Annotated in this window: 16 protein-coding genes and 1 other RNA gene; 8 read left to right on the forward strand and 9 right to left on the reverse strand. The window is 67.1% G+C overall.

Features of this window, described 5'->3' with window-relative positions; all coding sequences use genetic code 11:
- Positions 1–132 precede the first annotated feature (132 nt).
- Positions 133–894 carry a response regulator gene (locus M8R19_RS03580; RefSeq protein WP_307660539.1) on the reverse strand — a complete coding sequence of 254 codons (762 nt, stop codon included), beginning with the start codon at positions 892–894 and terminating at the stop codon, positions 133–135.
- A gap of 193 nt (positions 895–1,087) precedes the next feature.
- An RNA gene (ffs, locus tag M8R19_RS03585) (signal recognition particle sRNA small type) lies at positions 1,088–1,184 on the reverse strand.
- A 234-nt stretch (positions 1,185–1,418) separates the two neighbouring features.
- On the opposite strand from ffs, the gene M8R19_RS03590 reads away from it, so the two are divergent.
- Positions 1,419–1,793: a fimbrial protein gene (locus M8R19_RS03590; protein ID WP_074982582.1), complete on the forward strand. Its 375-nt coding sequence runs from the start codon at positions 1,419–1,421 to the stop codon at positions 1,791–1,793.
- A gap of 41 nt (positions 1,794–1,834) precedes the next feature.
- Here M8R19_RS03590 and M8R19_RS03595 read toward each other — a convergent pair whose 3' ends face one another.
- From M8R19_RS03595 to M8R19_RS03620, 6 genes are all read right to left on the reverse strand, one after another.
- Complete coding sequence (locus M8R19_RS03595) at positions 1,835–2,212, reverse strand: cbb3-type cytochrome c oxidase subunit 3 (protein WP_058489175.1); 378 nt, start codon at positions 2,210–2,212, stop codon at positions 1,835–1,837.
- A 12-nt stretch (positions 2,213–2,224) separates the two neighbouring features.
- Positions 2,225–2,503 carry an HU family DNA-binding protein gene (locus tag M8R19_RS03600; protein WP_009619418.1) on the reverse strand — a complete coding sequence of 93 codons (279 nt, stop codon included), beginning with the start codon at positions 2,501–2,503 and terminating at the stop codon, positions 2,225–2,227.
- A gap of 33 nt (positions 2,504–2,536) precedes the next feature.
- Positions 2,537–4,921, reverse strand: a complete 2,385-nt coding sequence (gene ligA / locus M8R19_RS03605) for an NAD-dependent DNA ligase LigA (RefSeq protein WP_249917044.1) — start codon at positions 4,919–4,921, stop codon at positions 2,537–2,539.
- Positions 4,922–5,031: 110 nt separating this feature from the next.
- Complete coding sequence (gene zipA, locus M8R19_RS03610; protein ID WP_249917045.1) at positions 5,032–5,928, reverse strand: cell division protein ZipA; 897 nt, start codon at positions 5,926–5,928, stop codon at positions 5,032–5,034.
- A 300-nt stretch (positions 5,929–6,228) separates the two neighbouring features.
- On the reverse strand, positions 6,229–9,717 hold the full coding sequence (smc, locus tag M8R19_RS03615; protein WP_249917046.1) for a chromosome segregation protein SMC: 3,489 nt from the start codon (positions 9,715–9,717) through the stop codon (positions 6,229–6,231).
- Between the two features lie 10 nt (positions 9,718–9,727).
- Positions 9,728–10,387 carry a GntR family transcriptional regulator gene (locus M8R19_RS03620; protein WP_116424961.1) on the reverse strand — a complete coding sequence of 220 codons (660 nt, stop codon included), beginning with the start codon at positions 10,385–10,387 and terminating at the stop codon, positions 9,728–9,730.
- A 173-nt stretch (positions 10,388–10,560) separates the two neighbouring features.
- On the opposite strand from M8R19_RS03620, the gene M8R19_RS03625 reads away from it, so the two are divergent.
- The 5 genes from M8R19_RS03625 (at position 10,561) to guaD (ending at position 18,401) form a co-directional block, all read left to right on the forward strand.
- Positions 10,561–11,694, forward strand: a complete 1,134-nt coding sequence (locus tag M8R19_RS03625; protein ID WP_249917047.1) for an alkane 1-monooxygenase — start codon at positions 10,561–10,563, stop codon at positions 11,692–11,694.
- A gap of 546 nt (positions 11,695–12,240) precedes the next feature.
- Positions 12,241–13,704: a xanthine dehydrogenase small subunit gene (gene xdhA, locus M8R19_RS03630; RefSeq protein ID WP_249917048.1), complete on the forward strand. Its 1,464-nt coding sequence runs from the start codon at positions 12,241–12,243 to the stop codon at positions 13,702–13,704.
- On the forward strand, positions 13,697–16,087 hold the full coding sequence (gene xdhB, locus M8R19_RS03635; protein ID WP_249917049.1) for a xanthine dehydrogenase molybdopterin binding subunit: 2,391 nt from the start codon (positions 13,697–13,699) through the stop codon (positions 16,085–16,087). The genes xdhA and xdhB overlap by 8 nt, the downstream gene beginning before the upstream one ends.
- A 91-nt stretch (positions 16,088–16,178) precedes the next feature.
- Positions 16,179–17,030 (forward strand): xanthine dehydrogenase accessory protein XdhC, encoded by an 852-nt coding sequence (gene xdhC, locus M8R19_RS03640; RefSeq protein ID WP_249917050.1) that lies wholly within the window; start codon positions 16,179–16,181, stop codon positions 17,028–17,030.
- Positions 17,031–17,102: 72 nt separating this feature from the next.
- Positions 17,103–18,401 (forward strand): guanine deaminase, encoded by a 1,299-nt coding sequence (gene guaD / locus M8R19_RS03645; protein ID WP_116424958.1) that lies wholly within the window; start codon positions 17,103–17,105, stop codon positions 18,399–18,401.
- Between the two features lie 494 nt (positions 18,402–18,895).
- Here the strand turns inward: guaD and M8R19_RS03650 are convergent, their stop codons facing one another.
- Positions 18,896–19,318, reverse strand: a complete 423-nt coding sequence (locus M8R19_RS03650) for a universal stress protein (protein ID WP_249917051.1) — start codon at positions 19,316–19,318, stop codon at positions 18,896–18,898.
- A gap of 143 nt (positions 19,319–19,461) precedes the next feature.
- Here M8R19_RS03650 and M8R19_RS03655 point away from each other — a divergent pair, with 143 nt between their 5' ends.
- Positions 19,462–20,385 carry a LysR family transcriptional regulator gene (locus tag M8R19_RS03655; protein WP_249917052.1) on the forward strand — a complete coding sequence of 308 codons (924 nt, stop codon included), beginning with the start codon at positions 19,462–19,464 and terminating at the stop codon, positions 20,383–20,385.
- Between the two features lie 158 nt (positions 20,386–20,543).
- On the forward strand, positions 20,544–22,115 hold the full coding sequence (locus tag M8R19_RS03660; protein ID WP_249917053.1) for an MFS transporter: 1,572 nt from the start codon (positions 20,544–20,546) through the stop codon (positions 22,113–22,115).
- The last annotated feature ends 4 nt before the right edge of the window (positions 22,116–22,119 follow it).

Raw genomic sequence — 22,119 nt, forward strand, 5'->3', positions numbered from 1 at the left:
GATACACCATCGGAAAATTCTTAACCCATTCTGAAAACCGAACTGCCAAATCACCGCCACGGATGAAAAACGGAAATAAAAAAGCGGGCCGCATGGGCCCGCTTTTTCCAGGTGGTCGAAGCTCGTTGGCTATCAGTCGAAGAAATGCTTCTCGAGGCAGCAGGCCAGCAGCTCCTGGTCCGTGCTCACGCCGAGACGGCGCTTGGCCGATGCCTTCTGCGCGCTGATGGTCTTGTCGCTGCGCCGCAGCAGGCGCGCGATTTCACACACGCGCAAGCCTGAGACGAACAGTCGCAACACCTCGTATTCCTTGACCGAGAGCGAGGTCAGGCGGCTGTGCAGGTCGCCGCCGTCGCCGGTGCAGGGGTTGAGCACCCGGCGGCCCTTGCACAGGGCGTCCAGGGCCGACAGCAACTGGGCCATGCCCGCGTCCTTGCGCACCACGCCCTGCACCCCGAGCTCGCACAGGCGGTCCAGCACCAGGCGGTTGGACAGCATGGTGAAGACCAGGAACCTCACCTCGGGGAAGTTACGCACCAGGTAGCCGATGAAGCGCACACCGTCCCCGTAGACTTCGTCCCCAGGCATGCTGAAGTCGATGATCGCGATATCGAAATGTTCCCGTCGCAATGCCTCGACCAGCTCACCAGAAGTTCGCACCTCACATGCCACTTGATATTGCGGATGACGTTCCAGAATCCCACGGACTCCCATCAATACGACTGCGTGATCATCCGCCAGAACGATCTTGATCTTTTTCAAGGCAACCTCACAAACGACGATAACTCGATACAACAGCCAACTTTCTCGGCTGCCTAATCTAATGGAAGAGCCTGAAAAACGGCACCTTAAAAGCGCCTGTTTAATCAATATAAGAAAAATCCGACATGGCACCCAAGTGCCAATGGATGACGGAAAACAATGCGGGCCAAGGGCGACGTGCGGCTGCTGGTTCGTTCGACAGGAACAGAGAGGTCGGCTATGCCGTAGGGAAAAATCAGACGAGCCCGAAGGCAAAAAGGGGGGAGGTGGAAGGCGTACACGGGGAATTGTGGCTAGGAAAAGCGCCCCCCGAAAATGGAGGTGGCCCCGCCAGCCACACCCCGGCACACGACGTCACCGCTGCGGCTGCTCCCTTCCGGGCCTGACCGGGTTCACGGCTGATCGTTGCGGGGGGACCGACAGGGCCACCATAACGAAACCCGCCTAGGTGGCGGGCGGCGACATTGTACCGAGCCCAGCGCAAGTTACAAGCACTTCAAGCACTTACTGGTGAATTCCGCGATGGCATACACATAAATAGCATTTTGATATCACTTTGCCCTGCGGCATGGTGGCACACTGCCATGGCACTGGTGAGGTGGAGGGGAAGGACTCCCCCTCGGCGCTTCAGCCCTCAACGCTTTGGGAGAATTCCGATGATCAAGTCTGCTTTCGCTGTTCTGGCCCTGGGCCTGTCTCTCTCTTCCACTGCCTTCGCCAATGGCGGCACCATCAGCTTCAGCGGGCACGTCTACTCGCCGCCGTGCAAGATCATCGACTTCACCAGCCAGGCCAGCACGCAACAGGCACGCCTGGACCTGGCCGGCTGCGGCGAGACCTCGCGCCTGTCGTTCAGCGAACCGTCCGGGCAGGAAGCGGCCCGCCAACTGGCGGTGACCGACCTGGACGGCCGCAAGGTCGACCTCGGCGTCGAGAACGAAGCGCAGGACGGCGGCATGAACCTGGTGCTGCGCAACCTGGACGGCCGCAGCGGCGCGCGGCCGCTGATGCTGAACATCACCTACCTCTGAGTTTCCCCTCCCCCACTCGCCCGGCGGCGTGGGGGATAGCCTCATTCGGCGCGGATCATGCCGCCGGGAATCGGCTGGGTGGAGACCTCCAGGTTCGGCCCCAGGTAGAGGTCGCTCTTCTCGAAGCCGGGCCGGCTGCTGAAGCTGGCGTACTTCTCCTGCCCGCGGTGGAAGGTGAAGGCCACGCGGTAGTCGCCGCCGCGCAGCAGGCGCAGCGGGAAGTTCAGCACGGCGCCCGGCTGGATTTCCCCGGAGAGGGTTTCCTCGCCGTTCTCCTTGAAGCTGTAGCTCGCCGGCGCGCTGGCGTTGGCGTCGTAGTGCAGCTGGATCTGCGGACGCTCGGTCCAGGCCACGTAGAGGGCGAACAGCAGGACCAGGGCGATCAGCCCCGCGAGCCGCTGCTTTCTAGCCTTGTCCATCGCCGCCCCCGGTCAGTTGAGGCTGTCGGCCAGGGCCTTGGCCGGGACGAAGCGCACCACTTTCTTCGCCGCGATCTCGATGCTCTTGCCGGTCTGCGGGTTGCGCCCGGTGCGCGCGGCGCGCTCGCTGACCTTGAGCTTGCCGATGCCCGGCAGGGTCAGCTCGCCGTCGTTCTCCAGGCTGTCCTGGACGATCTGCGCCAACTGCTCGAACACGCCACGCACCGAGGCCTGGGTCAGGTCGAGGGACTCGGCGATGTCGCGTACCAGTTGTTCCTTGGTCATTGCCATGTGTTGCTTCTCCGAATGGTCTTGGGAATGGGTTCAGGCGTTCAGGCCGTGGTCGGCCAGCAGCTTCAGCAGCCCCTCTTCGTCCATCACCGCCACGCCGAGTTCCTGGGCCTTGGCCAGCTTGGAGCCGGCGCCGGGGCCGGCCACCACGCAATGGGTCTTGGCCGACACCGAGCCGGCGACCTTGGCGCCCAGGCTTTCCAGTTTCTCCTTGGCGACGTCGCGGCTCATGGCCTCCAGGGTGCCGGTGAGCACCCAGGTCTGCCCGGCCAGTGGCAGGCCCTCGGCCTGCTTCTTCTCGCTCGCCCAGTGCATGCCGAACTCGCGCAGTTGCTCCTCGATCTCACGGGTGCGCTTGGCATTGCCGGCGTCGTCGAAGAACTCGCGCAGGCTCTTGGCCGCGCGCTCGGGCAGGCGTTCGACCTGGCGCAGGTCGAGCCAGTCGGCGTGGATGATGCCTTCCAGCGAACCGAAGCGGCTGGCCAGCTTTTCCGCGCCGGTGGCGGCGATGAAAGGGATGTTGAGCTTGTCGATGAAGCCGGCCAGGGTGGCGCAGGCGGCGAACTCGGCAGCCACCTCGCCCTCCTCCTGTAGCTGCACGCCGTGCTCGGCGTCGAGCAGTTCGGCGATCACCTTGCGGTTGTGCTCGTCGGCGAAGAAGTTGTGGATTTCGTAGGCCACCTCGGCGCCGACGTCCGGCAGATAGGTCAGCACCTCCGGCAGGGCCTTCTGGATGCGCTCCAGCGAGCCCAGGGCGCGGGCCAGCAGCTTGGCGGTCTCCTCGCCGACGTCGGGGATGCCCAGGGCGTAGACGAAGCGCGCCAGGCTCGGCCGGCGGCTGTCGGCGATGGCGTTGATCAGATTGTTGCTGGACACCTCGGCGAAACCTTCCAGCTCGATCACCTGCTCGTAGGTCAGGCGGTAGAGGTCGGCCGGCGACTTGACCAGGCCCTTGTCCACCAGTTGCTCGACGATCTTGTCGCCTAGGCCGTCGATGTCCATGGCCCGGCGCGAGACGAAGTGGATGATCGACTGCTTGAGCTGCGCCTGGCAGAACAGGCGGCCGACGCAGCGGTAGATGGCGCCTTCGCTGACCGACTCGCGGCCCTTGGCGCGCTTGACCAGTTGCGTGCGCTCGACCTGCGAGCCGCATACCGGGCAGGTCTCGGGGATGTGCACCGGGCGCGCGTCGGCCGGGCGGCGTTCGACGACCACCTGCATCACCTGCGGGATCACGTCGCCGGCGCGGCGGATGATCACGGTGTCGCCGATCATCAGGCCCAGGCGCGCCACTTCGTCCATGTTGTGCAGGGTGGCGTTGGACACGGTGACGCCGGCCACCTGCACCGGCTTCAGGCGCGCCACCGGGGTCACGGCGCCGGTGCGGCCGACCTGGAATTCCACGTCGAGCAGTTCGGTGAGTTCCTCGCGGGCCGGGAACTTGTGGGCGATGGCCCAGCGCGGCTCGCGGGCGCGGAAGCCCAGTTCGCGCTGGAAGTCGATGCGGTTGACCTTGAACACCACGCCGTCGATCTCGTAGGCCAGGCTGTCGCGGCGCTCGCCGATGTCGGCGTAGTAGTCCTGGCAGCCCTTCACCCCGCGGGCCAGCTTCAGCTCGCGGCTGACCGGGATGCCCCAGGCCTTGAAGGCTTCGAGGATGCCGATCTGGGTGTCCGGCAGGCTGCCGCCCTCGACGCGGCCGAAGCCGTAGGCGCACAGCTCCAGCGGGCGGCTGGCGGTGATCTTCGGGTCGAGCTGGCGCAGGCTGCCGGCCGCGGCGTTGCGCGGGTTGGCGAAGGTCTTGGCGCCGGCTTCCATCTGCCGGGCGTTGAGCGCCTCGAAGCCGGCCTTGGACATGAATACCTCGCCGCGCACTTCCAGCACCGCCGGCCAGCCCTCGCCGTGCAGGCGCAGGGGGATGTTGCGCACGGTGCGCACGTTGGCGCTGATATCTTCGCCGGTGGTGCCGTCGCCGCGGGTGGCGCCGCGGGTCAGCCGGCCGTTCTCGTACAGCAGGCTGACCGCCAGGCCGTCGAGCTTGGGCTCGCAGCTGTAGTCCACCTCGGCACCGCCGCCGAGCAGGTCGCCGCCCGGCAGCAGGTCGGCCAGGCCTTCGCGCACGCGGCGGTCGAAGTCCAGCAGGTCCTGTTCCTCGAAGGCGTTGCCCAGGCTGAGCATGGGGATTTCGTGGCGGATTTCGCCGAAGGCCGAGGCAGCGGCCCCACCCACGCGCTGGGTCGGCGATTCGGCGGTGACCAGGTCGGGGTGCTCGGCCTCCAGTTCCTTGAGTTCGCGGAACAGGCGGTCGTACTCGGCGTCCGGCACGCTGGGCTCGTCGAGCACGTAGTAGCGGTAGTTGTGCGCGTCCAGCTCGCTGCGGAGCTGGGCGATGCGTTGGGCGGCGGTCTGGGTGGTCATAGAAGAAGCCATAAGCGAAAGGCTGGAAGCTGGAAGCTAGAAGCTGAAAGCCAAAAAGCAAAGCCGGAAGGACAGGGGTCGCTTCCGGCTTCGAGCTTTAGGCTTCCAGCTTATCTTTTCTGCGTCAGCGCGCGGCGTTCGAACTCGATGATGCGCTGGCGGTAGTGCTCGATGGTCTGCGCGGTCATCACGCTGCGCTGCTCGTCCTTCAGCTCGCCGTTGAGCTCATGGGCCAGCTTGCGGGCGGCGGCGACCATCACGTCGAAGGCCTGCTTCGGATGGCGCGGGCCCGGCAGGCCGAGGAAGAAGCTCACCGCGCGGGTGCTGAACTGGTCGATGTTGTCCAGGTCGAAGGTGCCCGGCTTGACCGCGTTGGCCATGGAGAACAGCACTTCGCCGTTGCCGGCCATGCTCTCGTGGCGGTGGAAGATGTCCATGTCGCCGAAGCGCAGGCCGCTCTCGAGGATGTTCTGCAGCAACGCCGGGCCCTTGAAACCACCCTCGTCGCGGCAGATCACGTTGATGATCAGCACTTCTTCCACCGGAGCCGGAGCCGGGGCGGCGGCGGGCGCCGGGCGCTCCTTGTCCTTTTCCCTGTCCTTCCTGCGTTCCTTGCCGCGGGATTTTTCCTTGGGCGCCTCGGCCAGGGGGTCGGGGAAGTCTTCCTCGTCCAGCGGGCCGAGCAGGTTCGGCGCCGGGTCGTCCAGGGCCAGGTCGCCCTGGCGCGGCTCGCCACGGCGCTTGCCGCGGGCCGCGTCCTTGGCGCTGACCTTGGGCAGGTCGTGCTCGTCCAGCGAAGGTTCGTGGTGCTCGACCACCCGCGAGGGGCCCAGCACCTCGGCGCTGCCGCCGTCGTCATCGTCGTCCAGTTGGTTGGCGAAGTGGCGGTCCAGCTTGAACTTCAGCTTGCCCTTTCCGCCCCGCATGCGCCGCCAGCCATCGAACAGAATGCCGGCGATCACGATAAGCCCAATGACGATCAGCCATTCGCGCAGACCGATATCCATCTAATCCCAGTGCCCCTGATAAAAATGATGATGAAAAAGGGATGTCCTATCCCGGTAAAAACGCGAACCTCGAGTTGTATGTTCGCGCGTAACAAAGTGGGCATTAAGCTAGCATGCCCGACACAACTTTTACACCGTCTGCGGCTGTTGTCCGCAGCAATAATCGCAACTTTTCCCAAGCCCGCCCAAGATCAGGCTTACCTCAATCGAATCAAGGGGTTAGGCATATCCCCCAGTACAGCACAAGTCAGCGCCCGGCGCTGGCGAATACTGTACGAAATTTGTCCAGGAGGCACTTCATCAGGCTTCCGCCAGTGCCACGGCTTCTTCCACGTCGACCGCCACCAGGCGCGAACATCCCGGTTCGTGCATGGTCACGCCCATCAACTGGTCGGCCATTTCCATGGCGATCTTGTTGTGGGTGATATAGATGAATTGCACTTTCTCGGACATTTCCTTTACCAGGCGGGCATAACGCCCGACGTTGGCGTCGTCCAGCGGCGCGTCGACCTCGTCGAGCATGCAGAACGGCGCCGGGTTGAGCTGGAAGATGGCGAACACCAGGGCCAGCGCGGTCAGCGCCTTCTCGCCGCCGGACAGCAGGTGGATGGTGCTGTTCTTCTTGCCCGGCGGGCGCGCCATGATCGCCACCCCTGTATCGAGTAGATCTTCGCCGGTAAGTTCCAGGTAGGCGTGACCGCCGCCGAACACCTTGGGGAACAATGCCTGAAGGCCAGCATTGATCTGGTCGAAGGTTTCCTTGAAGCGGTTGCGGGTTTCCTTGTCGATCTTGCGGATGACGTTTTCCAGGGTGTCCAGGGCTTCCACCAGGTCGTCGTTCTGCTCGTCCAGGTAGCGCTTGCGCTGGGATTGCTGCTGGTATTCGTCGATGGCCGCGAGGTTGATCGCGCCCAGGCGCTGGATGCGCCCGGCCAGTTCCTCCAGGCGGGTTTCCCAGACCTTCTCGGCGGCGTCGTGGGGCAAGGTGCCGAGCACGGTGTGCAGGTCGTAGCCGTCTTCGCCGAGCTGCTCCTGCAGCGCCTTGCGACGAACGGTCAGGGCCTGCCACTCCATGCGCTGCTGCTCCAGCTGGCCGCGCAGCAGCTGCGACTGCTGCTCGGCCTGGGTGCGGCGCTTCTCGGCGTCGCGCAGCTGGCGGTCGGCGTCTTCCAGGGTGAGGCGCGCGGTCTTGAGTTCCTCTTCCACGCCCATGCGCCGCTCCAGCAGCTCTTCCAGGCGCATGCGCAGTTCTTCCAGGGGCGCGGCGCCCTCCTCCAGGTTGAGGCTGAGCTGCTCGCAGCGCTCGACCAGGCGCACGGCCTGCACGTCGAGGCGCTCCAGGGCCTGGCGGGTGGATTCGTGCTGGGCCTTGAGCGAGCCGACGCGCACCGCCAGCTGGTGGGCTTGGTCCTTGTGCTGGCGGGCCTCCTGGCGGATGCGGTCGAGGCGTTCGCGCAGCTCGTCGCGCTCGGCCAGCAGCGCCTCGCGGTGGCTGGTGTCCTCGGCCATGGCGTCCAGCGCCACCTGCAGGTGCAGGCGCGCCTCGCCCAGCTGTTCGTGTTCGATGGCGCGTTGCTCGGCCAGTTCGGCCAGTTCCTCGTCGAGGCGGCGGCGGCGCAGGGTCAGCTGTTCGACCTTGGCCTGCTGGGCCGAGAGCGCGGCCTTCAGCTCGCCGTGGCGGCGGCCTTCCTCCTGGATGCGCCGGCGCAGTTGCTCGCGGCCGTCCTCGGCCTGGCGCTGGGCCTGGCGCTGGGCTTCCAGCTGTTCTTCCAGGGCGGCCAGGCGTTCTTCCAGGTCTTCGCGTTCGGCGTACAGTCGTTCCAGCTCCTGGCCGCGGGCCAGCACGCCGGATTCGGCGGAGTCGCCGCGGCACACCCGCAGGAAATGCTTGCCGACCCAGTAGCCGTCGCGGCTGACCAGGCTCTGCCCGGCGCCCAGCGAGGCGCGTAGTTCCAGGGCCTGCTCCAGGCTTTCCACCGGGCGCACCCCGGCCAGCCAGGGCGACAGGTCGTGGTCGGCGCTGACTTTGTCCAGCAGGCTGCCGGCGGCACTGGCGCCGCCGCGCGGCAGGTCGAGCAGGCGCAGCTCGCCCTTTTCCAGGCCGGCATAGGGCAGCCCGGCGAAATCGTCCAGCAACACGGCGTGCAGGTCGGCGCCGAGCACGGTTTCCACCGCCAGCTCCCAGCCCGGCTCCACGCGCAGGCCCTCGGCCAGGCGCGGACGCTGCTCCAGGCCCTGCTCGCGCAGCCAGTCGGCGGCGCCGGCGCCCGGGTCCAGGGCGGCCTGCTGCAGGGCCTCCAAGGAGGCGATGCGGCCGTTCAGGCGCTGCAGTTCGCCCTGGGCCTGGTGCTGCGCGGCGTTGCCGTCCTGCAGACCCTGGCGCACCTGCTCCAGGCGCTCGACCAGTTCCAGTTCCTCGGCCTGCAGCTCTTCCAGCTGCAGCTCGACGGCGGCCAGCTGTTCGCTCAATTCGAGGATGGCCGCGCCTTCCGGGTCGGCGGCCAGCTGCGCGCGTTCCTCGCTCAGGCGGCGTTCGCGCTCGCCCTGGCGCTCCAGGCTGTGCTCCAGGTGCTGGATGCTCGACTGCTGCACCTCGGCCTCGCGGCGCGGCTCGGCGCTGCGCTGGTTGAAGGCGTCCCAGCGCTGCTGCCAGTCGTGCATGCCGGTCTCGGACGCTTCCAGCAGGGTGCTGGCCTCCTCGGCCGCGGCGGCGCTGGTTTCCTGCTCGGGCGCGAGCATTTCCAGCTCCTCGGCCAGGGTCGCCAGCAGGGTGCGGTCGTGGCCCAGGTGCGATTCGGTTTCCTGGCGGGTGCGCTCGGCCTCGCGCAGGTCGTCCTGCAACTGGCGCATGCGCTGCTGGCCGTGCTGGATGCTCTGCTCGACGCGGGCGATGTCGCCGCCCACCGAGTAGAAGCGGCCCTGGACCTGATTGAAGCGTTCGGACAGCTCGTGGTGGCCGTCGCGCAGGCGCTCGATGCTGGCGTCGGCGCTGCGCTGCTCGGCCACCAGGGCCTCGAAGGCCACTTCCTGGTCGCCGATCACCCGCTCCTTCTGCCCCACCTGCTCGTTCAGCTCGCGCCATTTCAGGGCGCCCAGCTGGGCCTTGAGCTGGCGCTCCTCGGCCTTGTATTCCTGGTACTTCTCCGCCGACTGGGCCTGGCGGTGCAGGCGTTCGAGCTGGCGCTCCAGCTCCTCGCGCAGGTCGGTCAGGCGCGCCAGGTTCTCCTGGGCGCGGCGGATGCGGTTCTCGGTCTCGCGGCGGCGCTCCTTGTACTTGGAGATGCCGGCGGCTTCCTCGATGAAGTTGCGCAGGTCCTCGGGCTTGGCCTCGATCAGCTTGGAGATCATGCCCTGCTCGATGATCGAGTAGCTGCGCGGGCCCAGGCCGGTGCCGAGGAAGATGTCGGTGATGTCGCGGCGCCGGCACTTGGTGCCGTTGAGGAAGTAAGTGTTCTGGCCGTCGCGGGTGACGCGGCGGCGGATGGAAATCTCGGCGTAGGCGGCGTATTCGCCCACCAGGGTGCCGTCGGTGTTGTCGAAGATCAGCTCGATGGACGCCTGGGTCACCGGCTTGCGCGTGTTCGAGCCGTTGAAGATGACGTCGGTCATCGACTCGCCGCGGAGGTTCTTCGCCGAACTCTCGCCCATCACCCAGCGCACGGCGTCGATGATGTTGGACTTGCCGCAGCCGTTGGGGCCGACCACGGCGGCCATGTTGCTCGGGAAGCTGACGGTGGTGGGGTCGACGAAGGACTTGAAGCCCGCCAGCTTGATGCATTTGAGGCGCATGCCGCTCTCCTCAGCGTTCGGCCAGGGCAGCCAGCACCAGCTGGCTGTTGTGGCGGCCGTAGTCCAGAAGCACCTCGCGGATGACCGCCTCGTCGCGGTCGATCACCGCCTGCAGCAGGCGGGCGAAGCTGTCGAGGAACTGGCTCATCTCGCTTTTGCGCCGTTCCAGGGCCAGGTGATAGGTGCGGCTGATGGCCGGCAGCAGGTTCTCCACCGTCTCCTGCAGGTAGGGGTTGGCGGCGAAGGGGAAGGCCGCGCGCATGATGTCGAAGCTGGACTCGACGAAGGCATCGATGTCGCCGCGCTGCAGGCTTTCCATCAGGCGCTGCTGGATGGCCAGGAACGGCTGCAGGTCGCCCTCCTCGCGCCAGGTCCGCGCCACCGCGCTGGCGAGCATGATGTACAGCTCCATGACCAGGCCGTAGAGGCTTTCCACGTGGCTGGCGGACAGCTCCGAGACCTGCGCCCCGCGGCGCGGCAGTATCACCACCAGGTGGCGGCGTTCGAGGATCAGCAGCGCCTCGCGCACCGAGCCGCGGCTGACGTTCAGGGCCTGGGTGACCTTCTGCTCCTGGATGCGTTCGCGTTCCTTGAGCTCGCCCCGGATGATGCGTTCGGCGAGGTGGTGGGCAATCTGCTCAGCCAGGCTGTCCGGGGCCTTGAACGTCATGGGTGTCCTTATCGCTGGAGGGCTGATGGAATGGGGCTTGCGGCCGCGAAGTGTAACACAGGGTGTTACCCGGCAACGCCCCGGTCAAGGGGCTCGACTGAACGAAGGTTGGTGCGTACGAAGAAAGGATTGGGCGCAGGATTGTCTGACAATCCTACAACGAGAATCGCGCCATGTTCGCCTTCCTTTCCCCTGCCTGGATGCTGCGCCTGAAGAAGGCCGGCTACTGGATCTGGCTGGTGCCGGTGTTCGGCATTCCGCTGAGCTACTGGTGGTCCTACGGTAGCGACCACCCCAACGCCTGGGCCTGGTTCGTCATCGCCGTGGTGTTCCTGGTCATCCCTGTGCTCGACGCCATCGTCGGCCGCGACCCGGCCAACCCCGACGAGGCCAGTGAAGTGCCAGCACTGGAGCGCGAGGGCTACTACCGCTTCCTCAGCCTGATGACCGTGCCGCTGCTGCTGGGCATGCTGGTCTACGGCGGCTGGGTGATCACCCACTACGAGGCATGGAACTGGGTGGGCAAGCTGGGCTGGATCCTCTCGGTGGGCACGGTGATGGGCGCCATCGGCATCACCGTGTCCCACGAGCTGATCCACAAGGACCCGCAGCTGGAGCAGCGCGCCGGCGGCCTGCTGCTGGCGGCGGTGTGCTACGCCGGGTTCAAGGTGGAGCACGTGCGTGGCCACCACGTGCACGTCTCCACCCCGGAAGACGCCTCTTCCTCGCGCTACGACCAGAGCCTGTACGCCTTCCTGCCCCACGCCTACAAGCACAACTTCCTCAACGCCTGGCGCCTGGAGGCCCAGCGCCTGAAGCGCAAGGGCCTGCCGGCGCTGCACTGGCGCAACGAGCTGATCTGGTGGTACGTCATCAGCGCGCTCTTCCTGCTCGGTTTCAGCCTGGCCTTCGGCTGGCTGGGCGCAGTGTATTTCCTCGGCCAGGCGGCCATGGCCTTCACCCTGCTGGAGATCGTCAACTACGTCGAGCACTACGGCCTGCACCGCCGGCGCCTGGACGACGGCCGCTACGAGCGCACCTCCCACGAGCATTCGTGGAACAGCAATTTCCTGCTGACCAACCTGTTCCTCTTCCACCTGCAGCGCCACTCCGACCACCACGCCTACGCCAAGCGCCGCTACCAGGTGCTGCGCCACTACGACGACAGCCCGCAGTTGCCCAACGGCTATGCCGGAATGATCGTCCTGGCGCTGTTCCCGCCGCTGTGGCGCGCGGTGATGAACCCCCGCGTGCGCGCCTACTACGCCGGCGAGGAATACCAGCTGAGCGATACCCTGCGCGCCTGATTCCAACGGGTTCCACGCCTTTGCGGCAGCCGACATACCCCCGGCTGCCGTTTTTTTTGCGCCTCCGGGAGCGTAGGGCGTACAACCGTTCGCGGTTGTACGCCGTTTCACCGTGCTTATCGTCAACTTCGTGGTCGAGCCTGGCGCAACCTGCAACAGGCGCTTCAGGCTGACTTCGAGCGAGATATGGCCAAGGTCAAACGGCGGATAACCGCGAACGGTTATCCGCCCTACGTTACTGCGCTGCATCAGCCATGGCGTACCCATGTAGGAGCGCGCCCTGCGCGCGAATCGCGGGCAGGGCCCGCTCCTACACCTGCCGGTAAACACAATGCCCCGCAGCCATAACTGTAGGAGCGAGCTTGCTCGCGAACCATCCCAGCTGCGAAGTAGCCCCGTTCGCGAGCAAGCTCGCTCCTACGAAAAAGCGCTCTGCCGGAAATAGCTGACCGAAAGATCAGAATTTTTGTTGACTTAAAAGTCAGCTTTTCCTAGATTCACCTCCATCGCGCCCCGCCCAACAACAAGAAAGCCTGGAGGCATGCCTTGATCAGGTTCCTGCTCAATCGCGAGCTGCGTGTCGAAGACCGCCTCGACCCGAATCTCACCGTGCTCAACTACCTGCGCCAGCACCTGGGCAAGACCGGCACCAAGGAGGGCTGCGCCTCCGGTGACTGCGGCGCCTGCACCGTGGTGGTGGGCGAACTGGTCGGCGCCGAGGGCGCCGAGCGCATCCGCTACCGCACCCTCAACTCCTGCCTGACCTTCGTTTCCGCCCTGCACGGCAAGCAGCTGATCGTGGTCGACGACCTCAAGCACCGCGGCGAACTGCACGGCGTGCAGCAGGCCATGGTGGACTGCCACGGCTCGCAGTGCGGCTTCTGCACCCCCGGCTTCGTCATGTCGCTGTTCGCCCTGCAGAAGAACAGCGCCGGCGAAACCGCGGAGGAACGCAAGGCCGAGGCCTACGAGGCGCTGGCCGGCAACCTCTGCCGCTGCACCGGCTACCGGCCGATCCTCGACGCCGCCGAGCAGTCCTGCTGCCAGAAGCGCCCGGACCAGTTCGACGCCGCCCAGCAGCAGACCATCGCCCAGCTCAAGGCCATCACCCCGCGCGAAACCGCCGAGCTGAACAGCGGCGACAAGCGCTGCCTGCTGCCGCTGACCATCGCCGACCTGGCCGACCTCTACAGCGCCAACCCGCAGGCGCGCCTGCTGGCCGGCGGCACCGACCTGGCCCTGGAAGTCACCCAGTTCCACCGCGAGCTGCCGGTGATGATCTACGTCGGCCATGTCGAGGAGATGAAACGCGTCGAAGTCCTCGCCGACCGCATCGAGCTGGGCGCCGCCGCGCCGCTGACCGACTGCTACGCGGCCCTGGCCCACGACTACCCGGACTTCGGCGAGCTGCTGCACCGCTTCGCCTCGCTGCAGATCCGCAACCAGGGCACCCTCGGCGGCAACATCGGCAACGCCTCGCCCATCGGCGACTCGCCGCCGCTGCTGATCGCCCTGGGCGCGCGCATCGTGCTGCGCAAGGGCGGCGAGAGCCGCGAACTGCCGATCGACGAATACTTCATCGACTACAAGGTCACCGCGCGCCAGGAAGGCGAGTTCATCGAGAAGGTCATAGTCCCGCGCCCGCAGGCCAACCAGGCATTCCGCGCCTACAAGGTGTCCAAGCGCCTGGACGACGACATCTCGGCGGTCTGCGCGGCCTTCAGCATCACCGTCGAGGACTGCCGCATCAGCGCCGTGCGCAGCGGCTTCGGCGGCATGGCGGCGATCCCCAAGCGCGCCCGCGCCTGCGAGGCGGCGCTGCTCGGCCAGCCGTTCAACGCCGCCACCTTCGAACGCGCGGCAATCGCCCTGGGCGAGGACTTCGCCCCGCTCTCGGACTTCCGCGCCAGCAAGGAATACCGCCTGCTCACCGCGCAGAACCTGCTGCGCAAATGCTTCCTCGAACTGGAAGCGCCCCAGGCCGTGACTCGGGTGACCGCATATGCATAAGCACCACAAGACCCAGGAAGAACTCCAGGCGCTGTTCCGCGCCGACCTGACCACCGGCGTCGGCCGCAGCGTCAAGCACGAAAGCGCGCCCAAGCACGTCAGCGGCGAGGCGGTGTACATCGACGACCGCCTGGAATTCCCCAACCAGCTGCACGTCTACGCCCGCATGAGCGACCGCGCCCACGCGCGCATCACCAGGCTGGACGTCAGCCCCTGCTACGAATTCCCCGGGGTGGCCATCGCCATCACCAAGGACGACGTGCCCGGCCAACTGGACATCGGCCCGGTGGTGGCCGGCGACCCGCTGCTGGCCGACGGCAAGGTCGAGTACCTCGGCCAGATGGTCATCGCGGTGGCCGCCGACAGCCTGGAGACCGCGCGCAAGGCGGCCATGGCGGCGATCATCGAGTACGAGGACCTGGAGCCGGTGCTCGACGTGGTCGAGGCGCTGCGCAAGAAGCACTTCGTGCTGGACAGCCACCAGCACCGCATCGGCGATTCCGCCGCCCAGTTGGCCAGCGCGCCGCACCGCATCCAGGGCACCCTGCACATCGGCGGCCAGGAGCACTTCTACCTGGAGACGCAGATTTCCTCGGTGATGCCCAGCGAGGACGGCGGCGTGATCGTCTACACCTCCACGCAGAACCCCACCGAGGTGCAGAAGCTGGTGGCCGAGGTGCTGGGCATCTCCTTCAACAAGGTGGTGATCGACATGCGCCGCATGGGCGGCGGCTTCGGCGGCAAGGAAACCCAGGCCGCCGCGCCTGCCTGCCTGTGCGCGGTGATCGCGCGCCTGACCGGACGCCCGGCGAAGATGCGCCTGCCGCGCGTCGAAGACATGCAGATGACCGGCAAGCGCCACCCCTTCTACGTCGAGTACGACGTGGGCTTCGACGACGATGGCCTGCTGCATGGCATCCACATGGACCTGGCCGGTAACTGCGGCTACTCGCCGGACCTCTCCGGCTCCATCGTCGACCGCGCCATGTTCCACTCCGACAACGCCTACTTCCTCGGCAACGCCACCATCAACGGCCACCGCTGCAAGACCAACACCGCATCGAACACCGCCTACCGCGGCTTCGGCGGCCCGCAGGGGATGGTCGCCATCGAGGAAGTGATGGACGCGGTGGCGCGCCACCTGGGCAAGGACCCGCTGGAAGTGCGCAAGCGCAACTACTACGGCAAGGACGAACGCAACGTCACCCATTATCACCAGCAGGTCGAGCACAACCTCATCGCGGAGATGACCGCCGAGCTGGAGGCCAGCGCCGAGTACGCCAGGCGCCGCGCCGAAATCCGCGCGTTCAACGCCGCCAGCCCGATCCTCAAGAAGGGTCTGGCGCTGACCCCGGTGAAGTTCGGCATCAGCTTCACCGCCACCTTCCTCAACCAGGCCGGCGCGCTGATCCACATCTACACCGACGGCAGCATCCACCTGAACCACGGCGGCACCGAGATGGGCCAGGGCCTGAACACCAAGGTGGCGCAGGTGGTGGCGGAAGTCTTCCAGGTCGACATCGACCGCGTGCAGATCACCGCGACCAACACCGACAAGGTGCCCAACACCTCGCCGACCGCGGCATCCAGCGGCGCCGACCTCAACGGCAAGGCCGCGCAGAACGCCGCCGAGACCATCAAGCAGCGCTTGGTGGAATTCGCCGCGCGGCACTGGAAGGTCACCGAGGAAGACGTCGAGTTCCGCAACAACCAGGTGCGCGTGCGCGACCTCATCCTGCCCTTCGAGGAGCTGATCCAGCAGGCCTACTTCGGCCAGGTGTCGCTGTCCTCCACCGGCTTCTACCGCACGCCGAAGATCTACTACGACCGCGACAAGGCCGCCGGCCGGCCGTTCTACTACTTCGCCTTCGGCGCCGCCTGCTCGGAAGTGCTGGTGGACACCCTGACCGGCGAGTACCGCATGCTGCGCACCGACATCCTCCACGACGTCGGCGACTCGCTGAACCCGGCCATCGACATCGGCCAGGTGGAGGGCGGCTTCGTCCAGGGCATGGGCTGGCTGACCATGGAAGAGCTGGTGTGGAACGCCAAGGGCAAGCTGATGACCAACGGCCCGGCCAGCTACAAGATTCCGGCCATCGCCGACATGCCAATGGACCTGCGGGTGAAGCTGGTGGAGAACCGCAAGAACCCGGAGCAGACGGTGTTCCACTCCAAGGCCGTCGGCGAGCCGCCGTTCATGCTCGGCATCTCGGTGTTCTGCGCCATCAAGGACGCGGTGGCGAGCCTGGCCGACTACCGCGTGCAGCCGCAGATCGACGCGCCGGCAACGCCGGAGCGGGTGCTCTGGGGGGTGGAGCAGATGCGCAGGCTGAAAGCTGCGCAGGCCGAGACCACCCAAACCCAAGCCGAACCAGCGTAACCCTGTAGGAGCGAGCTTGCTCGCGAACAACCCAACCACCCTTCGCGAGCAAGCTCGCTCCTACGAAGAGCCATCTACCGAGGTAGACGTCATGAACTGGATCAGCGCCCTCGCCGACCTGCAGCAACGCGGCGAAGCCGCCGTGCTGGTGACCATCATCGAGGAGCTTGGCTCCACGCCGCGCAACGCCGGCTCGAAGATGGTGGTCAGCGCCGACAGGCTGTTCGACACCATCGGCGGCGGCCACCTGGAGTTCAAGGCCCTGCAGATCGCCCGCGAGATGCTCCAGCAGCGCACCCAGCAGCCGCGCCTGGAGCGCTTCAGCCTGGGCGCCAGCCTCGGCCAGTGCTGCGGCGGCGCCACCGTGCTGCTGTTCGAGCCGATGGGCCAGCCCCAGGCGCACATCGCCGTGTTCGGCGCCGGCCACGTCGGCCGCGCGCTGGTGCCGCTGCTGGCCAGCCTGCCGTGCAAGGTGCGCTGGATCGACTCGCGGGAGGCCGAGTTCCCGGAAAGCATCCCGGCCGGCGTCGAGAAAGTGCTGAATGACGAAGTGCTCGACGAGGTCGAGAATATGCCGGCGGGCGGCTACTACATCGTCATGACCCACAACCACGCCCTGGACCTGGAGCTGACCGCGGCGATACTCAAGCGCGACGACTTCGGCTACTTCGGCCTGATCGGCTCGGACACCAAGCGCGCCAAGTTCGAACACCGCCTGCGCGACCGCGGCTTCGCCAGCGAGACCGTGCAGCGCATGCGCTGCCCCATGGGCATCGCCGAGGTGAAGGGCAAGCTGCCGGTGGAGATCGCCGTGTCCATCGCCGGCGAAGTGATAGCCACCTACAACGCCGCCTTCGGCCAGGAAAAGGCCAGCGGCGAACACTCGGTGGCCAAGCTCCTGCCCAGCAGCCGCCGGGCCCGTACCGCCGAGAGCGGTACCTGAGGCAACCAACAGACATTCGTAGGATGGGTTGAGCGAAGCGATACCCATCGTTCCCAGGATCGAGAGAACGACATGACCAGCAAAGCCTACCGCGCCAGCATCCTGCACAGCGTCGCCGACCCCGCCGAAGTGGGCGTCGACAAGTCCTACCAGTACTTCGAAGACGGCATCCTGCTGGTGGAAGACGGCAAGGTCGCCCGCCTCGGCCATGCCGCCGAGCTGCTGCCGCAACTGGGCGGCGTGGAAGTGGTGGAATACCGCGACGCGCTGATCACCCCCGGCTTCATCGACACCCACATCCACTACCCGCAGACCGGCATGATCGCCTCCTACGGCGAACAGCTGCTGGACTGGCTGAACACCTACACTTTCCCCACCGAGAAGCAGTTCGCCGACCCGGCCCACGCCGCCGACGTCGCCGGCATCTTCCTCAAGGAGCTGCTGCGCAACGGCACCACCACCGCCCTGGTGTTCGGCAGCGTGCACCCGCAGTCGGTGGACGCGCTGTTCGGCGCCGCCGAGAAGCTCGACCTGCGGCTGATCGCCGGCAAGGTGATGATGGACCGCAACGCCCCGGACTACCTGACCGACACCGCCGAAAGCAGCTACCGCGACAGCAAGGCGCTGATCGAGCGCTGGCACGGCAAGGGCCGCCTGCTCTACGCGGTGACCCCGCGCTTCGCCCCCACAAGCACCCCCGAACAGCTGGACGCCGCCGGCCGCCTGCTCAAGGAGCACCCGGGCGTGTACCTGCACACCCACCTGTCGGAGAACCGCAAGGAAATCGAGTGGGTCAAGGAACTCTTCCCCGAGCGCAGCGGCTACCTGGACGTCTACGACCACCACGGCCTGCTCGGCGCGCGCTCGGTGTTCGCCCACGGCGTGCACCTGTGCGACGGCGAATGCCAGCGCCTGGCCGAGACCGGCTCGGCGGTGGCCTTCTGCCCCACCTCGAACCTGTTCCTCGGCAGCGGCCTGTTCGACCTGGCGAAGCTTGAGAAGCACAAGGTCAAGGTCGGCCTGGGCACCGACGTTGGCGCCGGCACCAGCTTCTCCCAGCTGCAGTCGCTGAACGAGGCCTACAAGGTGATGCAGCTGCAGGGCATCAAGCTCGACCCATTCAAGTCGCTGTACCTCGCCACCCTCGGCGGCGCCCGCGCGCTGGAGCTGCAGGACAAGGTGGGCAGCTTCGCCCAGGGCAACGAGGCGGACTTCGTGGTGCTGGACTACAAGGCCACCCCGCTGCTGGACTACCGCCTGCGGCAGGCGAAGAGCCTGGAGGAAAGGCTCTTCGCCCTGATCATCCTCGGCGACGACCGCACGGTCCGCGAAACCTTCGCCCACGGCCGCTCGGTGCACCAGCGCGGCTGACGCTTACGGTCACACCGGCCGGGCCCTTGCTCAGGACCGCCGGCCGGGGTGGCCGCTTTTCATTTCCCGGGGGGACGGGGTCGAACCATAGGGCGCATAACGCCTACGGCGTTATCCGCCGTTTGGCCTTGCTCCCAGGCCACTCGGCGTCGAGCACGAAGCCCCCGGCCCAGCCACGCATTCAGCGATGAGAAAGGCCAGGCGGCGGATAACCGCGAACGGTTATTCGCCCTACGCTGGCCGAGGGCTTCGTGCGATGCGAGAGAGTCCTCACAGCAAAGCCCAAGGGAAACTCCATTCGCGAGCATGGCTTTTCGTAGGATGGGTTGAGCCTTGGCGAAACCCATGCGGCCGTGGCGATGGGTATCGCTTCGCTCAACGCCATCCTACGGGTCTTGTGTTTGCCGGAGGGCGTAGGAGCGGATTCATCCGCGATCCGCGCCTGCACCCGGTCCATCGCGGACGGAGTCCGCTCCTACAAAAGCGGCCCCGCTCTACCCCCGCACCTCCACCAGCACCGGACAAGGCGCCCGCTCGATCACCCGCTGCCCCACCGAGGGATCCAGCAACCGCTCGATACGCCCCAGGTGGCGATGGCCGATGACGATCAGGTCGCAGCCCAGGCGCTCGGCCTCGCGCAGGATCGCCCGCGCCGGGTCGCCGGCCAGCACCCGCCCCGTGGCGCGCCCCGCCGGCAGTTGCGCCAGCGCGGCGTCCACCAGGGCCTGGGCCTCGTGCTGCTCGTGTTCGGCCGGCGGGTAGTCGAGCACGTCCGGCTGCGGCATGGCGAAGGCGCGGTCGACCACGCAGACCACCTCCAGGTGCGACGTACCGGCCCCGGCCAGTTGCGCGGCAGTGGCGATGATGCGCTGGGCCTGCGGGGTGCCGTCGATGGCGACCAGGATGCGTTCGAACATGGGGCTTCCTTAATAAAACGGTGAACGCCGATCATTCTTCGGGCTCGCGCGGAATGCGTAAAGGCACCCTGGCTGCACGCCAGAGTTGCACCACACGCACGTATCGCCGAGCATCCCTGCGAACCAACGTTCCCGGAGGCACCATGGCCCTGCCCGACCTCAACCTGCTGGTCGCCCTCAACGTGCTGCTGGAAGAAGGCAGCGTGGTCGGCGCCGCGCGCCGCCTGCACCTGAGCCCGCCGGCCATGAGCCGCACCCTGGGGCGCATCCGCGAGGCGGTGGGCGACCCCATCATGGTCCGCGCCGGGCGCAACCTGGTGCCCACGCCGCGGGCGCTGCAGTTGCGCGAGGAGGTCAGCGAGCTGGTGGAACACGCCATGCGCCTGTTCAACGCCAAGGAAAACCTGCAGATGGACCGCCTGGAACGCTGCTTCGTGCTGCGCTCCAACAACGTGCTGGTGGGCGGCTTCGCCTCGCGCATGCTGGCGGTGATGCGCGACGAGGCGCCGCACTGCAGCCTGCGCATGGCCCCCGAGGCCGATTTCGACGACGAGGCCCTGCGGCAGAACCGCATCGACCTGTACATCGGCGCCACCTCCAGCCTGGAGCCGGAAATCCGCACCCAGACGCTGTTCACCACCAACTTCGTCGGCCTGGCCCGCCGCGACCATCCGATCTTCAACGGCGAGATCACCCCGGAACGCTTCGCCGCCTATCCGCAGATCAGCGTCTCGCGCCGCGGCCGGCCCCTCGGGCCGATCGACGAGGAACTGGCGAACCTGGGCCTCAAGCGCAACATCCGGCTGATCGCGCCGACCTTCCATTCCTCGATCTTCGCCCTGCTGGAATCCGACCTGCTGCTGCCGATCGCCGAGCACTCGCTGTGGCGCCTCGACCGCCTCGGGCTGTCCTTGCGCCAGTTCGACATCCCGCTGCCGCTGAAATCCGTGGTGATCATCCAGGCCTGGCACCCGCGCTTCGACAACGACCCGGCGCACAGCTGGCTGCGGCAGACGGTGAAGCGGGTATGCATCGAGCTGCGCGAGAGTTCGGGGTTGCTGAGCTGATCCCCAACCAGTGCACCAGACGCACTGATTAGTTCTAATCATTTCAATTTTCACACTGATTGGCGCTCCCTAGACTCTGCTCAAAACCCCTAGAGTCCCGACGCCATGCCTTGCCCCGACCATAGCGCGATGGCCGGCCTCCGCCACGAGGCCCGGCCATGACCGCCGCGCTCACCCTGCTCGCCACCCCGGCCGCCGCGCAGCCGGCCAGGCCCGCCGCCCAGCCCTTCGGCCCGCGCATCCTGGTGGGCATGCTCGGCGTGCTGCTCGCCTCGCTCAGCGCCGGACTCAACGACAAGGTCACCGACCTTGCGATGAACGACGTGCGTGGCGCGCTGGCCATCGGCCATGACGAAGGCACCTGGCTGCTGGCCCTGTACGCCGCCTTCCAGGTCGCCGGCATGGCCTTCGCGCCCTGGTTCTCGGTAACCTTCTCGCTGCGCCGCTTCACCCTCGCCGCCATCGCTGCCTTCGCCCTGCTGGCGCTGCTCTGCCCCTTCGCCCCCAACGTGCACACGCTGTACCTGCTGCGCGCCCTGCAAGGCCTGGCCGGCGGCTGCATGCCGCCGATGCTGATGACCGTGGCGCTGCGCTTCCTGCCGCCGGGCATCAAGCTCTACGGCCTGGGCGCCTACGCCCTGACCGCCACCTTCGCGCCCAACCTGGGCATGCCCCTGGCGGCGCTGTGGACCGAGTACGTCGGCTGGCAGTGGGTGTTCTGGCAGGTCACTCCCTTGTGCGCGCTGGCCATGGCCGCAGTGGCCTGGGGCATTCCCCAGGACCCGCTGCGCCTGGAGCGTTTCCGCCAGTTCGACTGGCTCGGCGTGGCCCTCGGGCTGCCAGGCATCCTCATGCTGGTGCTGGGCCTGCTGCAGGGCGAGCGCCTGGACTGGTTCGAGTCCGACCTGGCCACCCTGCTGGTGGTAGGCGGCGCGGCGCTGCTGGCGGCCTTCTTCCTCAACGAATGGACGCACCCGCTGCCGTTCTTCCGCCTGGACCTGCTCAAGCGGCGCAACCTCAGCCACTCGCTGCTGACCCTGGCCGGCGTGCTGGTGGTACTCGGCGCCTGCGCCGGCGTGCCGGCCTCGTACCTGGCCGCCGCCCACGGCTACCGCCCGCTGCAGAGCGCGCCCATGGCCCTGCTGGTGGCCCTGCCGCAACTGCTGACGCTGCCGCTGGTGGCCGCGCTGTGCAACATCCCGCGCGTCGACTGCCGCTGGGTGCTGGCCATCGGCATCGCCCTGTGCGGGCTCTCCGCCTACGGCATGAGCCAACTGACCGGCGACTGGACGCGGGACAACTTCTACCTGCTGCTCAGCCTGCAGATCATCGGCCAGCCGATGGCGGTGGTGCCGCTGCTGATGTCCTCCACCAGCGTGGTGGCGCCCGTCGAAGGGCCCTTCGCCTCGGCCTGGTTCAACAGCGTGCGGGCCTTCGCCGCGGTGGTCGGCAGCAGCGTGGTGGGCATCCTCATGACCTGGCGCGAGCACTACCACTCCAACCGCCTGGTCGACCACCTGGGCGCCGCGCCCCAGGCCCTGGCGCTGCGCCTGGACCAGCTCGACGGCAGCCTGCCGCGCCTGGCCGGGCAGGTCCACGGCCAGGCCTCGGTGCTGGCCGCCGCCGACACCCTGTGGTGCATGGCCTGGCTGGCCGCCGCCCTGCTCCCGCTGATCGCCGTCATGCCGCTGCGGGTCTACCCGCCGCGCCCGGTCGCCCCCGCTCACTGAAATC

It is taken from the genome of Pseudomonas sp. R3.Fl (genome assembly GCF_023516765.1).
GTDB lineage: Bacteria > Pseudomonadota > Gammaproteobacteria > Pseudomonadales > Pseudomonadaceae > Pseudomonas > Pseudomonas citronellolis.

Coding starts and splice junctions, on each gene's coding strand:
- zipA (WP_249917045.1), bottom strand. CDS start 5,928: ATGGATATCGGTCTGCGCGAATGGCTGATCGTCATTGGGCTTATCGTG.
- ligA (WP_249917044.1), bottom strand. CDS start 4,921: ATGACCACCCAGACCGCCGCCCAACGCATCGCCCAGCTCCGCAGCGAG.
- M8R19_RS03650 (WP_249917051.1), bottom strand. CDS start 19,318: ATGTTCGAACGCATCCTGGTCGCCATCGACGGCACCCCGCAGGCCCAG.
- M8R19_RS03655 (WP_249917052.1), top strand. CDS start 19,462: ATGGCCCTGCCCGACCTCAACCTGCTGGTCGCCCTCAACGTGCTGCTG.
- guaD (WP_116424958.1), top strand. CDS start 17,103: ATGACCAGCAAAGCCTACCGCGCCAGCATCCTGCACAGCGTCGCCGAC.
- M8R19_RS03600 (WP_009619418.1), bottom strand. CDS start 2,503: ATGGCAATGACCAAGGAACAACTGGTACGCGACATCGCCGAGTCCCTC.
- M8R19_RS03595 (WP_058489175.1), bottom strand. CDS start 2,212: ATGGACAAGGCTAGAAAGCAGCGGCTCGCGGGGCTGATCGCCCTGGTC.
- xdhC (WP_249917050.1), top strand. CDS start 16,179: ATGAACTGGATCAGCGCCCTCGCCGACCTGCAGCAACGCGGCGAAGCC.
- M8R19_RS03625 (WP_249917047.1), top strand. CDS start 10,561: ATGTTCGCCTTCCTTTCCCCTGCCTGGATGCTGCGCCTGAAGAAGGCC.
- M8R19_RS03620 (WP_116424961.1), bottom strand. CDS start 10,387: ATGACGTTCAAGGCCCCGGACAGCCTGGCTGAGCAGATTGCCCACCAC.
- M8R19_RS03660 (WP_249917053.1), top strand. CDS start 20,544: ATGACCGCCGCGCTCACCCTGCTCGCCACCCCGGCCGCCGCGCAGCCG.
- M8R19_RS03590 (WP_074982582.1), top strand. CDS start 1,419: ATGATCAAGTCTGCTTTCGCTGTTCTGGCCCTGGGCCTGTCTCTCTCT.
- smc (WP_249917046.1), bottom strand. CDS start 9,717: ATGCGCCTCAAATGCATCAAGCTGGCGGGCTTCAAGTCCTTCGTCGAC.
- xdhB (WP_249917049.1), top strand. CDS start 13,697: ATGCATAAGCACCACAAGACCCAGGAAGAACTCCAGGCGCTGTTCCGC.